The 15,564-nt window shown below is 61.2% G+C and carries 11 protein-coding genes; 9 read left to right on the top strand and 2 right to left on the bottom strand.

Annotation, left to right across the window (positions count from 1 at the left end; genetic code table 11):
• The first annotated feature begins 66 nt into the window (after positions 1 to 66).
• Genes VEZ38_RS09950 through VEZ38_RS09940 form a run of 3 tightly spaced genes read left to right on the top strand, consistent with a single transcriptional unit; the run spans position 67 to position 5,203 of the window.
• A complete protein-coding gene (locus tag VEZ38_RS09950) occupies positions 67 to 1,821 on the top strand; it encodes a sensor histidine kinase (RefSeq protein ID WP_324893204.1) in 1,755 nt (584 codons plus the stop codon).
• Positions 1,818 to 3,437: a response regulator transcription factor gene (locus VEZ38_RS09945; RefSeq protein ID WP_324893203.1), complete on the top strand. Its 1,620-nt coding sequence runs from the start codon at positions 1,818 to 1,820 to the stop codon at positions 3,435 to 3,437. The genes VEZ38_RS09950 and VEZ38_RS09945 overlap by 4 nt, the downstream gene beginning before the upstream one ends.
• Positions 3,438 to 3,490: 53 nt before the next feature.
• Positions 3,491 to 5,203: an extracellular solute-binding protein gene (locus tag VEZ38_RS09940; RefSeq protein ID WP_324893202.1), complete on the top strand. Its 1,713-nt coding sequence runs from the start codon at positions 3,491 to 3,493 to the stop codon at positions 5,201 to 5,203.
• Positions 5,204 to 6,388: 1,185 nt separating this feature from the next.
• On the opposite strand, the gene VEZ38_RS09935 is transcribed toward VEZ38_RS09940, so the two are convergent.
• Positions 6,389 to 6,700 carry a hypothetical protein gene (locus tag VEZ38_RS09935; protein ID WP_324893201.1) on the bottom strand — a complete coding sequence of 104 codons (312 nt, stop codon included), beginning with the start codon at positions 6,698 to 6,700 and terminating at the stop codon, positions 6,389 to 6,391.
• Positions 6,701 to 6,862: 162 nt separating this feature from the next.
• Here VEZ38_RS09935 and VEZ38_RS09930 point away from each other — a divergent pair, with 162 nt between their 5' ends.
• A complete protein-coding gene (locus VEZ38_RS09930; protein ID WP_324893200.1) occupies positions 6,863 to 7,618 on the top strand; it encodes a hypothetical protein in 756 nt (251 codons plus the stop codon).
• A 141-nt stretch (positions 7,619 to 7,759) separates the two neighbouring features.
• On the opposite strand, the gene VEZ38_RS09925 is transcribed toward VEZ38_RS09930, so the two are convergent.
• Positions 7,760 to 9,706, bottom strand: a complete 1,947-nt coding sequence (locus VEZ38_RS09925) for an ABC-F family ATP-binding cassette domain-containing protein (protein ID WP_324893199.1) — start codon at positions 9,704 to 9,706, stop codon at positions 7,760 to 7,762.
• Between the two features lie 175 nt (positions 9,707 to 9,881).
• Here VEZ38_RS09925 and VEZ38_RS09920 point away from each other — a divergent pair, with 175 nt between their 5' ends.
• The 5 genes from VEZ38_RS09920 to VEZ38_RS09900 form a co-directional block, all read left to right on the top strand.
• Positions 9,882 to 11,228: a sugar ABC transporter substrate-binding protein gene (locus VEZ38_RS09920; RefSeq protein WP_324893198.1), complete on the top strand. Its 1,347-nt coding sequence runs from the start codon at positions 9,882 to 9,884 to the stop codon at positions 11,226 to 11,228.
• 75 nt (positions 11,229 to 11,303) lie between these two features.
• Entirely contained in the window at positions 11,304 to 12,191 is an 888-nt protein-coding gene (locus VEZ38_RS09915; protein ID WP_324893197.1) for a sugar ABC transporter permease, read from the top strand.
• On the top strand, positions 12,188 to 13,018 hold the full coding sequence (locus VEZ38_RS09910) for a carbohydrate ABC transporter permease (RefSeq protein WP_324893196.1): 831 nt from the start codon (positions 12,188 to 12,190) through the stop codon (positions 13,016 to 13,018). The genes VEZ38_RS09915 and VEZ38_RS09910 overlap by 4 nt, the downstream gene beginning before the upstream one ends.
• 88 nt (positions 13,019 to 13,106) lie before the next feature.
• Entirely contained in the window at positions 13,107 to 14,984 is a 1,878-nt protein-coding gene (locus VEZ38_RS09905; RefSeq protein WP_324893195.1) for a sensor histidine kinase, read from the top strand.
• The coding region (locus tag VEZ38_RS09900; RefSeq protein WP_324893194.1) for a response regulator at positions 14,926 to 15,564 on the top strand (639 nt) is incomplete at its 3' end. The genes VEZ38_RS09905 and VEZ38_RS09900, both read left to right, overlap by 59 nt.

The following is a 15,564-nucleotide window of genomic DNA, read 5'->3' as shown; positions in this document are numbered from 1 at the left end:
GGGGTTGGGTCTTTTCCGCTTTTTGTCGCTGGGTTCTTTGTGGACTAAGGAATGGAGGCACCGCCGATGCATACCGCGCTTCGATGGCTTAGATCGCTGCGGCTCTTCCCGAAGCTCGTCATTACCTTCTTGCTCGTGCTCGGTCCGATTTATTATATCGGCCTTACGATGAACCGCTCCGGCGCGGAGCATGTGCGGACGGAGATCGGGAATTCGCTTCTTTCCCGCGTCAATTTGTATACGGAAATTTTGGACGTCGATTTCGACCGCACGATCCGGCTTATGCAGGAATTCGTCAACGACGTCGATCTGCTGGAGCTGAGCGTCGCCCACGAGGTGATGACGGACATCGAGCGGACCGAGGCGGTGCTGCGCGTAAAGCAACGGATCGACCTGCTGCAAAAGTCCAGCGTCTTCGTCGGCACCGCCTTCGCCGTCATTCCTTCGCTCGACCGAACGATTTCGTCCAACGTAACGGCCATTACCGAGCTCGACGAAGACGAGCTGGATGCTTTGCTTCGGGTGAAAAACCTATATGAGTCGCCCTTCCTCGAATGGAACGGACGCCTCTATATCAGCGTGCCGTATCCGGACGCGGGCGCGTCGCGGACGCCGCTGTTCGTCGTCGCGGTCGAGGTGTCGAAGGCCGAGCTGACGAAGGCGCTGGAGCGCTTTACGAGCGAAGGCGGCGGCGCCGTGCTGACGGGCCGGCGCATCCCTTGGAGCGTGGCCGGGGGGCTGGACGGCGACCGGGTGCCGGCGTTCCGGGAGGAGCTGGAGCGGCTCGGCGTCTCCGCTTTAGGCTCGGCGAGAACCGTCTCCGTCGGGGGCGAGTCGTATTTGCTCGCACAGCAGGCGTCCAGCCGCCTAGACGTGACGATGAGCATGTTCGTCCCGTCCCGGCAAATCGAGGAGCCGCTGCGCGATTACCAGCGCTGGCTTATCGTGCTTTCGGCCGCGTCGGCCGCGCTGGTGACCGCCTTCGCGTACAGCCTCTACCGCATGATCCATCGGCCGCTGCGGTCGCTCATCCAAGCGTTCCGCCGGTTGGAGCAGGGCAACTTTAACGTAGAGCTTCAGTATTCGTTCCGGGACGAATTCGGCTACCTGTACGACCAATTTAACGCGACCGTTCGGCAGCTGAACGTGCTCGTCCACGAGGTGTACGAGCAGCAGTACCGCGCTAGGTTGTCCGAGCTGCGGCATTTGCAATCGCAGATCAATCCGCATTTTCTGTATAATACGTACTTCCTGCTGTACCGCATGGCGCAGCGCAAGGACTTCGACAACGTCGTGCCGCTCGCGAAGCACCTCGGGGAGTACTTCCAGTACATTACTCGCGACGGCGCGGACGAGGCGCCGTTCGAGGCGGAGGCCGCGCACGCGAAGACGTATATGGATATTCAATCGATTCGGTTCGAGGACCGCATTCACGCCGCGTTCGAGCCGGTACCCGAGGAGGCGCGTTCCGTCCTCGTGCCGCGGCTCGTGCTGCAGCCGTTAATCGAGAACGCGTACAAGCACGCGCTCGAACGGAAGGAAAGCGACGCGCGCCTCCTCGTGGCCGCGGATATCGTCGACGGGGCTTTGCGCGTCGTCGTCGAGGACAACGGCGACCAGATGACGGCGGAGCGCGCGGAAGCGCTGCAGGCGGAGCTCGAGCGAAGCGCGGAAGCGGCGGAGACGACGGGGCTTTTCAACGTCCATCGGCGGCTTCGCATCAAGTACGGCGAGCGCGGCGGGCTTCGGCTTCAGGCCGCCGACCCGCAAGGCTTACGCGTGGAAATGACGATTCCGTTGGAGGAGGCGAACGATCGATGATAAAGCTGCTGCTCGTGGACGACGAACCGTATACGGTCGACGGGCTATACGACATGTTCGCGGAACAGGACGACCTGCCGCTCGAGTTATACACGGCTACCTCCGCGAAGGAGGCGATGCAGCGGCTGTTACGGACGCGTATGGACATCGTCGTCAGCGATATTCAGATGCCGGGCATGGACGGCCTTGCGCTGCAGCAATGGATCGCGGGACGGTGGCCGCGGTGCAAGGTCATTTTCTTAACGGGCTTCGACCATATTCATTATGCGCAGCAAGCTATCCGCGGCGGCGGGGTCGACTACATTCTCAAGACGGAGGGGGACGAGGCGATCGTGCGCAGCGTCCGCGCCGCGCTGAACGCCATTCGCGAGGAAACGGCGAACGATCAATTTCTGCTCCGGGCGAAGACGCAGCTGCAGCACGCGCTGCCGCTGCTGCGCAAGGAATGGTTTTACGACTTGGCGGAGGCGAGGGGGGCGGCGCAGGCGCCGACGACCGCGAAGCTGGCGGAGCTGAAGGCCGATCTTTCGCCCGAAGAGCCGGTGCTTCTCGTCGGCGGCCGCGTCGACCGCTGGCGGGAGGACGACGGCTTCGCGCAGCAAGCGCTGCTCCTGTACGCGATTCAAAATATCGCGGAGGAGTACTTATCGCAGGTGCGGATGCTGCCGATCTTGCTGGACGGCTCGGCGTTCGCCTGGCTCGTTCAGCCGAAGGCGGAGTCGAGCGATTCCCGAGGCGACGACAGTCTATGGCAGGATACCGTTCGCTACACGATCGCGACAATGGAAGGCGTGCAAGCCGCTTGCCGCGACCTCTTAAAGCTGCCGGTTTCGCTCGTATGCACGGGCGTGCCGGAGCCGTGGAGCCGCATGGGTGCCGCGTACCGCCGGCTGAAGCGGACGATGATTCTCGGCCTCGGCAGCGGGGAGGAGATGCTCATTTCGTATTGCGCGGAGGAGGAGGGCACGGGCGGAGCGGAGCGGTACCGTCGCAGCGTCGCCGAGCTGGAGCGTTGCCTCGAGGCGAACGACGAGGCGGAGTTTCGCCGCGTCGCCGAGGAGGCGTTCCGCGAGCTGCCCAACCGGTTCGGCGTATACGCGCAAGCGTATTACAGCTTCGCGGTGCTGCTGCTCGAGCAGCTGAACAAGCTGGAGGCGGGTCCGAGCGGACCGGGAGCGCCGGAGGGGGAGCTCCAGCGCCTGCTGGACTTGTCCGCGCACCGCTCCAAGGAAGAGGCCCTGCAGACGCTGCTGTCGACCGCTTCCGCGCTGTTCGAGCGCCGAAGAACGCTGCAGGACGAGCGAACGCACCGCGTCATCGGGAAGCTCAATCAATATATCAGAGAGCATTTGTCGGAGGACTTGTCGCTCGATACGTTGGCCGATCTCGTCTACATGAACGCGTCGTATTTGTCGAATTTGTATAAACAATACACAGGACGTAATATTTCGGATACGATCACGGAGCTTCGCATCGAGAAGGCGAAGGAGCTGTTGCTTCATACGCCTTACAAAATCCACGAGATCGCGGAGCGCATGGGCTTCGGGACGGCCGCGTACTTCACGAGGTACTTTAAGCGCCATGTCGGCGTCACCCCGCAGGAGTTTCGTGGCTAGACGGTCGGCGCTCCACGTCGCGCAAAGCATCGGGTACAAAGGAGGACGACCACATGGGAACATCCTGGGGACGGACGGCGGCGCTCGCGGCGAGTCTTTGCCTTGGCTTCGTCGTCGCGTCCTGCGAAGACGGCGGAGCGTCGCCGCGCAATTCCGCGGACGCCGGGTCCTCGGCGGGGACGTCGCCTTCGTCCGCGGCGTCGCCCTCGGCCGCGGCGCCGCCCTCGGCTGCGGACCCGCATTTCGGCAAGTATGACCCGCCGATCGAAATTACGACGGCGCGGATCGTCGGCGACTTGAAGTTTGTCGAAGGCGAGGACATCGACAACAACCAATGGACGAGGACGCTGTCGGAGCGGCTCGGCATCCGGGTGAATAATTGGTGGGTCGTAAAGAACGAGCAAGGCGCGGAAAAGACGAACGTCATGATCGCATCGGGCGAATTGCCGGACTTTCTGCAGCTCAACGCGTCGCAGCTGAATCAACTGGCAATGGCAGGGCGGCTAACGGACATCACGGACATTTACGAAAAGCACGCCACCCCGCTCGTGAAAGGATTCATGAACGAGGCGACGAACGCGCTTGCATCCGCCACGTTCGACGGCAAGCTGATGGCGTTTCCGAGCCCGGGCTCGACGCTCGACGCGGCGCCGGTGCTGTGGATCCGCAAGGACTGGCTCGACCGGCTGGGCCTCCCCGAGCCTCGGTCCATGGCCGACGTCCGCGCGATTTCCGAGGCGTTCACCGCGCGGGACCCGGACGGAAACGGTCGGGACGACACGTACGGGCTCGCGTTGACCATGAATTTGTACGGCGATTTCGGCTCGGTGCAAGGCTTCATGAACGGCTATGGCGCATACCCGCAAACCTGGGTGAAGAAGTCGGACGGCACGGTGGCGTACGGCAGCGTGCAGCCGGAGACGAAGACCGCGCTCGCCGCGTTGCAGACGATGTACAAGAACGGCCAGATCGACCGCGAATTCGGCGTGAAGGACGAAGCGAAGGCAGGCGAGCTGGCGGCCGCGGGCAAGCTCGGCATGACGTACGGCGCGATGTCGATTTCGCTGGCAATGCTCAAGGACAGCCGGGCGAACGATCCGTTCGCCGACTGGCAGGCATACCCGGTAGTCAGCGAGGGCGGCGGCCCGGCCCGCCCGCAAATTCCTTCCCTGGCGGTCGGTTCTTACTACGCGGTCCGGAGCGACGCCCCGCATCCGGAAGCGCTCATCAAGATGCTGAATTTGTTCGGCGAGCTGCAGTTCGGCCCCGATACGCCGCCGGAGGTGTGGCAAGCGCATTCGAAGGCGAACGGCGTCGAGGTATGGCCGTACTTTCCGTTCCTCGTCGGCCAGCCGAACAAGAACCTTAGCATACACGAACATGTCGTCGAGGCGCTCGAAATGAGAGATCCGTCCGGGCTAAATGCGGAGGAGACGGACGCGTACAACAACAGCTTAGCGATGGAGGAGGGCCGGGGCGATGTGAACGCCTGGGGCTACGACAAGGTGTTCGGCCGCAACGGCTCGTACGCGGTTATCCGATATTACGTGGAAAACGATCTGCTGAAGCCCGGCGAATTTTACGGCGTCAACACCCCGACGATGGCGGAGCGGGGCGAGACGCTGAAGAAGCTGGAAATCGAGGCGTTCACGAAAATCATCCTCGGCGCCCCGCTCGACACGTTCGATAAATTCGTAGCCGATTGGGAGACGCTGGGCGGCGACCGCATGACGCAAGAGGTCAACGCTTGGTACAAGTCACGTTAAACGATGAACCGATCCGATCCGCTCGAGGGTGGGGCCGCGCAACAGCGCAGCTCCTCCTTCTCGTATCGATGCTGGCGCGGGTTTCCCTTCTCTTTCCCACCTTATTCCCGCTGCTCAGCCCGGTCCCCTCCTCTTTCCCACCGAATTCCCGCTGCTCAGCTCGTTCCTCGCCTCTTTCCAACCTAATTCCTGTTGCTCAGTTCGGTCCCCGCCTCTTTCCAAGCTAATTCCCTTTGCTCAGCTTGGTCACCGCCTCTTTCCAACCTAATTCCCTTTGCTCAGCTCGGTCGCTGAAGAGGCGCGGACATTGCTATGCGCTTGTTTTCCGCCTCTTTCCCACCTGATTCCCGCTGCTCAGCTCGTTCCTCGCCTCTTTTCAACCCAATTCCCGCTGCTCAGCTCGGTCGCTGAAGGGGCGCGGACATTGCAATGCGCGTGTTTTCCGCCTCTTTCCCACCTGATTCCCGCTGCTCAGCTGGTAGCGCCGGACGACGATCCTAGGAGAAGCGCCCCGGGAATCGCATTAGCATAAAAGGAAGTCTTGCTCAACTGAAGTAAGGGAAACAGGTTGGAAAGGCGCGCGAAACCCGGGTAACGGTGCTCGCCGGCAGCGGCCGAAGGGGGCTCTATCGACAACGCAGCAGCTGAGGTAAGGATGAGATTCGACTGAGGTAAGGGAAACAGGTTGAAAAGGCGCTCGCGAGACCCGGGTAACGGTGCTCGCCGGCAGCGGCCGAAGGGTGCTCTATCGACAACGCAGGAGCTGAGGTAAGGATGAGACGCCTAACTGAGGTAGGAGAAACAGGTTGGAAGGACGCTCGCAAAAACTGGTTAAGCGTACTCGCCGCGATCGAGGCATCGGGTGCGCAGCAGCGGCGGAGCAAGTGGAATCGGATCGGAAAGGCCGACCGCCGATCCGCAGGATAGCCGGCGGGCTCCGGTTAGACGTTTGGCCGGCCGACCGAGCGCGGTTCCCGTAATGCGGCGACGGTGTCGCCGGGTTGAAAGCCGCCGACGATGCGGGTATGCTCGAACGGGCGGTTCGGGTGGGCGATTCGCCGGAGGATGCGGTCAGCCGCTTGGTAGCCGGTTTCTTGACGGCCAGCAAGGGGCTGGCGACGTTAGGCAGCGCCGGTGGCGGCTCGTTGGATAAGCCGACGAACGATCAATCGGGGACGCGTACGCTCACTCCGTCAGCCGCCGGTATACCTCGAGCCCGTCCTCGTCGATGCCGACTTGCACCGCCGTGGGCTCGTGTCTCCGGAACGCCTCCACGCATTCGGCGGCCTCGGAGCGCAGGGGAGGTTTGCCCAACGCGGACCTCATCTCCTCGAATGCTTGCCAACGGTGAACGTACCCCCGCTGGGCGCGAACGTCGCCGATATACAGAATGCGACGATGCCCAATTCTGGCGAGGTAAGCGACCGATTGGCAGATCGCTTCGTAGACGTCCCAAACGACGCTGTCCACGGAGGACAGGGGGACGGGGTAATTCACCCACACCTTCGAGACGGGGGGCGAAAAACAGCCAGTCCGCCCGCAGCAGGTTCAGGGTGTGGTTCCATTTTCTGGGTGACAGTGTGATGTTCCATCCGTTATACTTTAAGCGTACGTTTGTTCCGGAAACGGGCAAACGACGACATGGGCGGAGGGAGCGAAATGAAGACGTATCTCGGAAGGCATAAGCACTTGTACATGCAACAGGGGAAGACTGGCGCGCCGTCCGGCGCCTTGCGAGCCGCGGCCTCCTCGGTCGCGCAGCTCCAGGAAGCGGCGGGGAACCGCGGGACGATTCAATTCTTAAAGAGCTTGCCCGCGCGATCGGCGGAGGTCGTCCAATTCACGCGAAAGAGCGGCGGCATCGAGTACGCGACGGACGAGCAGGACGCCGAAGCGTGGCTGAAAGCGAATGTCGCCGGCTTCGACGGCTTGGGCGAAATCGACCGCGAGATGGCGATCGGACTGGCCATGGACAAGAAGAATGGTGTAATGGTCGCCAAGCAGACGCTGGAAGCGCCCGGCTTCGAGGAGGAAGTGCGTAAGCGAAGGAAGAAGCGCGACGACGATATAACGGCGGATTATAACGCGTATAGCGGCGGATTCGGGGACGATCTGGCGAACGCCGTATTCGAAGTCGCCAAGTCAGCTTTCGTCGGCGGAAATACGAACGTCAGCGTATCCGGGGAATATTCGCAGAACGAAGTGGACGACGCGATCGGAGCATGGACGGATTTGTTGGAAGGGGGGAAATTAACGGAACGTATTACGAACGTCCACTTTTACAGGCGGCAGGACAAAGCGGCGGCGGGAAAAGGGAACGTCGGCGCGACGCTCGCCAGGCGGGGCGTGCAAGCGAACTTTATTTCGACCTGGATGGGCGCGAAGGTGAACGTCCACGTCGATATTTCCGATTAGACGATCCAGATTCCGCGACATCGGCTTCGTTCCCATCGTTGTCGCCGCTTTCTCCGCTCGCGGATGCGGCCGCGGAGTGAAGCGGCGACGAGGGGACGACCGGCGATCGTTGCTTTTCGTACGAAACGCAAGTCGGTCGTACTAAGTCTTCTTCTGCGCTTCGATCCGTTCCGCCATCTCATTCAAATAGGCCCATCGGTCCATCGCTTCGCCGAGCTCCCGCTCGAGCGCGTTCTGTTCGTCGGTCAGCTCCTGCAAGCGAAGGTAGTCGGCGCCCGCGCCGGCGACGTCGGCGGCGATGCGCGCAAGCCGCTCCTCCAGCGCCGCGATGCGGCCGTCGATCTCCTCATATTCTTTCTGTTCCTTGAAGGAAAATTTAAGCGGCCGGTCGCGCCGGTCGCCGTCCGCGCCGCCCGGCGCGGGGCTGCCTGCCGCAGCGCGCACGGCGGCGTCTTTCGCGGCGGATTCCGCCGCGGACTCCGCCGCTTCCCGGAGCGCTCTGCGCTCGACGTAATCGGAGTAGCTGCCCTCGTGGCGGGTCACCGTGCCGTCCCCCTCCACGGACCAAAGCCGATCGACAGTCCGGTCCAGGAAAAACCGGTCGTGCGAGACGACGATGACGGCGCCGGGAAACTCGTCGAGGTAATCCTCCAGCACGGTTAACGTCTGAATGTCGAGGTCGTTCGTCGGCTCGTCGAGAAACAGCACGTTCGGCGCGCCCATGAGGACGCGCAGCAGGAACAGCCGCCGCTTCTCGCCGCCGGACAGGCCGGAAATCGGCGACCACTGGACGTTGGGCGGGAACAAGAAGCGCTCGAGCAGCTGCGAGGCGGTGAGCGTCTCTCCGCCTGCCGTCTCGACCCGCTCGGCCGCCTCCTGCACGTACTCGATGACCCGCATCGCGCCGTCCATTTCCGCATGCTCTTGCGTGAAATAGCCGAGTTTCACCGTCGGACCGACGTCGATCGTTCCGCGGGCGATAGCGATCCGTCCGGCCAGCGCGTTCAGGAGCGTCGACTTGCCGCTGCCGTTCGGGCCGACGATGCCGATCCGGTCGTCGCGCTGCACGATCGCGTCGAAGCCGCGTACGATGTCCTTGCCCTCGTAACCGACGTACACCCCTTCCGCGCTGAGCACTTTCTTTCCGAGGCGCGTCGCGCCGACGGTCATATCGAGCGCCGCGCCGCGTTCCGTCGCGAGCGCGTCCTCGAGCGACTCGAACCGGTCGATGCGCGCCTTCTGCTTCGTCGTGCGCGCCTTCGCCCCTCGCCGCATCCACGCCAATTCGTTCCGATATAAATTCCGGCGTTTGCGGTCGGCCGCGGCCTCCCGCTCCATGCGTTCGGCCTTCTGTTCCAAAAATACGCTGTAATTTCCTTCGTACCCGTACAGCCGTCCGCCGTCGAGCTCGACGATCCGGTTCGCGACCCGGTCGAGGAAGTACCGGTCGTGCGTAATGAGCAGCAGCGCGGACTTCGTCTTCTGCAAATACCGCTCCAGCCAATAGACCGTCTCCGTATCGAGGTGGTTCGTCGGCTCGTCCAAGATGAGCAGGTCCGCGGGCTGAAGGAGCGCGGCCGCGAGCGCGACGCGCTTGCGCTGTCCGCCCGAGAGCGTTCCCATCCGCCGCAGCGTATCGTCGAGCCCGAGGCGGGACAACACCTTCTTCGCCTCGCTTTCCAGCTGCCAGGCTCCCTCCGCGTCCATGCGCGCGGTCAGCTCGGCGAACCGGCGCTGCTGCGCGGGCGTCGCGTCGTCCCGCCCGGCCGCTTGCAGCGCGGCTTCGTATTCCCGAAGCAGCGCGAAAACGGGGGAAGCGCCTCGGAACACCTGCTCGAGTATCGTGGAATCGTCCTCGAAAGGAGGCTGCTGCGGCAAATATTCGATGCGAATGCCGCTGCGCGAGGCGACCGTTCCGGTGTCCGGCGCCTCCAGCCCGGCGAGAATGCGCAGCAGCGTCGACTTCCCCGTGCCGTTCACGCCGATGAGACCGACGCGGTCGCGGTCGTCCAGGCTGAAGTCGACGTCGCGCAGCAGCGTCTTGACCCCGTAGCTTTTCGTGATGCGTTCCGCCGCAAGCAAATGCATAACTCCGTCATCCCTTCATCTCTCAATACGCCTTAGCATACCACAAGGCGGCGCGCGGAAAGAACTTCCCTAATTCAAGATGTATTAGAATTATTCTATAGGAAAGGGCTTACATCCCCGGTACAATAACCTCAGAACCAACCAAACCATCATTCACAATTGGGGGAGTTGTACAATGAGCAAGCGCAAACTCGTCACGAGCCTTCTGCTCGCGGTCGCGATGCTGACCGCGGCCTGCAGCACGCAAAGCACCGGTGGGAAGGGCGCCTCTTCCGGAGAAACCGTTACGATTCGATTCGTCGACTGGGAGGGCGAAGAGGCGCATAAGCAAGTCGAGAAGATGCTGAAGACGTTCGAGGAACAAAATCCGGGCATCAAAGTCGATTATCAGAGCGTGCCGTACGACCAGTATTTGACGAAGCTGAACTCGCAGGCCGCATCGAACACGCTGCCGGATATCGCCCAGATGCCGGAAGGGCAGGTGCTCCAGTGGGCGCAGAAGGGCGTGCTGATGGATTTGTCGGCGATCCTCGACGGCGCGCCTTCAAAGCTGGAGACGAACAAATTTAAAACCCCCGACGGCAAAACCGTGGGCATCAGCGTCGCGAACGAAATTATTCTAATGTTCTATAGCAAGAAGATGTTCGACGACGCGGGGTTGCCGTATCCGCCGGCCGAGGTGGAGAAGGCGTGGACGTGGGAAGAAATGGTCGAAGTCGCGCGGAAACTGACGAAAGACGTCAACGGCAAGCATCCGGGCGAAGCCGGCTTCGATCCGGAAAACATCGCGCAGTACGGCATCAATATTCCGAAGCTCGACTTCATGTGGGCCGCGTTCGCGAAAAGCAACGGCGGCGGCGTCGTCTCGAAGGACGGCAAGGAACTTTTGGTCGATACGCCGGAGACGATCGAAGCGCTGCAAAAAATCGCCGACCTGACGCTCGTGGAGCACGTCAGCCCGTCCGTCTCCCAGAGCACGTCGTTGCCGGACCTCGCCGCGAGAATGTTGACCGGCAAGGTCGCTATGAACATCGACGGGCAGTGGGCGACGCAATCGTTCGAGGTGACCGAAGGGCTGGAGTACGGCATCGGCGTGCTGCCGAAATTCAAAAAGGCGGTAACCGTCAACGCCGGCGGCGCGGACGTCATCTTCAACTCGACGAAGCATCCGGACGAGGCGGCGAAGCTGCTGCAGTTCCTGCTCGATCCGAATAACAGTCTGCCGCAAATCCAGAGCGGACTGTGGATGCCGAACGAGGAACGATGGTATACGGAGCCGGATTTGATCGCGAAATGGATCGACAACGACGCGCACGTCGAGGAATACAAAACCGCCGTCGTCGATTACGCGCTGAAAGCGACCGAGCAAAACGCGTTCTTCATCGTTCCGAACGCCGGCGAAATTTCCGACGTGCTCGGCCCGGGACTCGATCCGGTATGGCTCGGCGAGAAGACGGCGGAGGAAGCGATGAAGAATGACATCGCGCCGAAGGTACGGGAAATCTTTAACTCCGGGGAATAATCGAACGCGACGCAAAGCATATAGACGACAGGGGCCCGCTCGGCGGGCCCCTTCCATCGAGAAGGAGGTGCGGGAGTGAATCGACGTCAACAGACGATCGCCGGGTATGTTTGCATTCTTCCCGCGATTTTGGGGCTGCTGCTGTTCACCGCGTTCCCGATGCTTTATAGCTTGTATTTAAGCTTTACGGATTGGAACGTGCTGACGCCGGCGAAATGGATCGGGCTCGACAATTACGTGCGAATTTTCACGAAGGATTTCTATTTTGTCCAATCGCTGAAGGTCACGACGATGTACGCGGTCGGCAGCGTGCTGACCTCGATCGTTTACGCTTTCGCCGTGGCGCTCATCCTGAACGCGAACATTAAGGGACGTCCGCTGTTTCGCGCCCTGTTTTATTTGCCTTACATCGTGCCGGTGCTTGCCACCAGCATGATCTGGATTTGGCTGTTCGACATCGATTTCGGCCTGATCAACCACATGCTCGGTTGGCTGGACATTCCGAAGCAGAAGTGGATCAACAGCGCGAGTTCGGCCGTCTGGTCGCTCATCCTCGTCAACCTGTGGGCGTCCGGCAACGTCATCGTCATCTTCCTCGCCGGTCTGCAGGATTTGCCCAAACACCAGCTCGAAGCGGTCGAGATCGACGGCGGCAACTATTGGCATAAGCTGACGAAGGTGATGCTGCCGCTGATGACGCCGATTTTCTTTTTTAATATCGTGCTCGGTCTGATCGGCTCGTTCACCGCGTTTACGCAAGTGTTCGCCATGACGTCGGGCGGACCGGCCAACGCGACGTTGTTTTACGTGTTTTACATTTTCCGGGAAGGCTTCGAAAATCAACAGATGGGCTACGCCTGCGCGCTCGGTTGGGTATTGTTCGTCATCGTGTCCGCGCTCACGCTGCTCATTTTCCGTACATCGTCTAAGTGGGTTCATTACGAAGGGGGGCGGGCCGGATGACGTACCGGGTCCGGAACGGCTTGGCCGTTCACGCGGTGCTGCTGCTGCTGTCCGTCGCGACGGTGCTGCCGATGTATTGGATGCTGAGAACCTCGCTGATGTCTACGCTTGAGATTTATCAATTTCCCCCCGTCTGGGTGCCCGAAGTGTTCAAATGGAGCAATTACGCGAGGGTGCTGGACAGCGTGCCCTTCGGGCGGTACTTCGCGAACACGTTCGTCATTATCGTTCCGGTGCTTTTCGGGACGGTGCTGACCAGCAGCTTGGCGGCGTTCGCCTTCGCCAGGCTCGACTTCCCGCTCCGCAACTTCTGGTTCACGCTCGTCGTCATGACGATGCTGCTGCCTGGCGCGGTAACGCTGATCCCGACGTTCGTGCTGTTTTCCAAGCTCGGCTTGGTCAATACGTTCTATCCGCTGATCGTGCCGGCGTTCTTCGGCGGCGGGGCGTTCAATATCTTCTTGCTGCGGCAATTTTTGTTGACGATTCCGAGGGAGCTGGACGAGTCCGCGTACATCGACGGGGCCGGCTTCTTCCGCATCTACGCGAGCATTATTTTGCCTCTGATCAAGCCGGCGCTGGTCGTCGTGGCGCTGTTCACGTTCATCGGCGTTTGGAACGATTTCCTCGGTCAATTGATTTACCTCGGAGACGAGAAGCTGTTTACCGTATCGCTCGGGTTGTACCAATTCCGAGGCGCGTATACGACCGACTGGAGCTTGGTTATGTCGGCGGCGACGATCCTCGTGGCGCCCGCCGTCGTCGTCTTCCTGATCGGCCAGAAATACTTTGTGGAAGGCCTCACGATGACGGGCATCAAAGGCTAACTTTCCGCTTCCCCAATGCTGCCGGATATGAGAAACTAGGGGCGTGAGGCCGATACGGAAGTTTTGGAGCGGGATGTGCTGGCGAGCCATGAAATGGGCGGAATCTGTAAGCATTCGAACGATTCGCGGGAAGTTTTTCTTGCTGACGACCGTGCTGACGCTCGTCCCGATGACGCTCTTGAGCGCCGTGTTCTACCGCATCTCGGTGGAAGACCTCGGCAGCAACGCAAGGGCGTCTTCGCTCGCCTCCGTTCGGATGGGGGAACGGTATGCGGACCAAGCGTTAACCGATCTAGAGGACATGCTGACCGACATCGTCGGCGACTCGCGCATGCAAGAGCTGCTGCTCGATCAGCCGTCCCGATATTTCAATTACCTGCGCAGCGCGGACGACTTCGAGGAGCTGATCAATTCGTTCACGCAGTCGAAGGCGTACGTCAAATCGTATTTTATTTACGACAAAAACAACGGCAAGGATATGCAATATTTTTTCCGGCAAGGGCTGGATTCGAAGGCGTATTTGCCGTACCGCATGTTCGAGCCCGGCGCGGTCGAACGGATTTATCCTGCGGTGAAAGTCGCCACCAATTTGTTCTGGTTGTTCCCCGGTTCGGGCGACGGCTCGCCGGGGGATACGTTCGTCATCGGCAAGCCGGTATACTCGCTGCATGGCCAATACGAGGATATCGGCTTCGTGCTGCTCGAAATCAACGCCTCGGTGTTTTTTCAAGGGCTTTCGTTCATCGAGACGTCGGAGCGTCAACGCTTCTATATCTTGAACGAGGCCGGGGATGCGGTCTATCGCATGCCGAAGGAGCTGCCCTTCCCGCCGAACGCGCGCAAGGAGCTTGCGGAGCGGCTCGCCGGCTCGCTTCCCGAGGGGGACAATCGCGACATCGCGTGGCAAGGCGGCGCGTATCTCGGATCGAGCGTGCGCAACGCGGCCACGAGCTGGACGTTCGTCGGACTGACGGAAAACGCGAAGCTGTACGAGGACGCCGTGAAAATTCGTAACACGACGTTCGTCGTCTTCTTCCTCGTCTTTCTGGTCGGGTGGACGGCGTCGGTGCTGCTCGGCAATTCGGTCAGCAAGCCGCTGCGTAAATTGAGCTCGCTCATTTTGTTCAATCGCACCGCGGTCGGGGGAAAGCCGATCTCCTTCGATCCCGACGACGAGGTCGGGCAAATCGGGAATCGATACTTGGGCGTCATGGAGGAAAACCGGAACTTGCAGGCCGAGGTGTACGGCGCCTTGCTTCGCCGCAAGGAGGCCGAGTTTCAAATGCTCCAGGCGCAAATTAATCCGCATTTTCTTTACAACACCTTGGAGTCGCTGAGCGGATACGCCACGGAGCATGACCAGCCGGAGATGAGCCGCATTCTTCACGCGCTCAGCCGGTTTTTTCGCATCGCGTTAAGCAAAGGGAGCGTCTTCATCCCGCTTCGCGAAGAAGTGGAGCACGTGCGCATGTACATGACGATCCAGCGGTTTCGTTATCGCAATCGATTCGAATACGTCGTGGAAATCGACGAGGAGCTGCAAGCGCTTTACGTGCCTAAGCTGATTTTGCAGCCGATCGTCGAAAACGCGATCTATCACGGGCTGCGCGGCAAGGACAGCGAAGGGACGATCATGATTACGGCCGAGCGGACGGAGGACGGCGTTCGGCTGCAGGTGACGGACGACGGTCTTGGACTGTCCGCGGAACGGCTCGCGATCGTGCGGGAAGCGATGAACGCCCCTTCGCCGGACAGCGGCGTCTACGGGCTGCGCAACGTGCACGACCGGCTGCGTCTGCAGTTCGGACAACGGTACGGTGTCGAACTGACGAGCGTCAAGGGCGCGTACACGACTGTCACGCTGCGCATCCCCGAGCTTACGGAACCCGGCGGAGGAGGGACGACGAATGAGCGAGAGGGACGGAATGAACCCGAAGCGCCCGATTCGGGTGCTGATCGTAGATGACGAGTATTATATCCGGCAGCGGGTCAAGCAGCTGCTGTCGTCGATGCCGACGCCGCCCGACGTCGTCGGCGAGGCCGAGACCGGACCGGAGGCGTGGGAGATGTACAGCGTGCATCGGCCGGAATTGCTGCTGCTCGACATCAATATTCCGGTTCGCAGCGGGATGGACATCGCCCGGGCGATTCGGGAATCGGACGATCGCACGCAAATCGTATTCGTGACGGGGTACGCCGATTTCCCGCTCGTCAAGCAGTCGCTGACGCTCGACGCCGCGGATTACGTGCTTAAGCCGATTTCGCCGGAGGAGCTGTACGCCGCCGTCGAACGCTCGGCAGAGCGGCTCGGCAAGCTGGCGTCGGAGCGGGACGCGACGGAACGGCTCGAACGGGAGCTGCATCGGTATATGCTGGCCGCGAACGAACAAAGCGTGCTCGACTTCGTCCGGCAGCGAAGGCCGATCCCCGAATGCGTCGAGGCGCTTCGCCGGATGGGCATCCCGTGCGGAGAGAACTCGGTGTTCCGCGTCATGGCGGTCGAGATCGACGAGGAGGGGTTCCTCGAGCACGTCACCGCCCGGGAC

Source organism: Paenibacillus sp. (genome assembly GCF_035645235.1).
In the GTDB taxonomy this organism is placed as follows: Bacteria; Bacillota; Bacilli; order Paenibacillales; family YIM-B00363; genus Paenibacillus_AE.
Note: the sequence above shows the minus strand (reverse complement) of the source record. Positions and strands in the feature narration are given on the sequence as shown.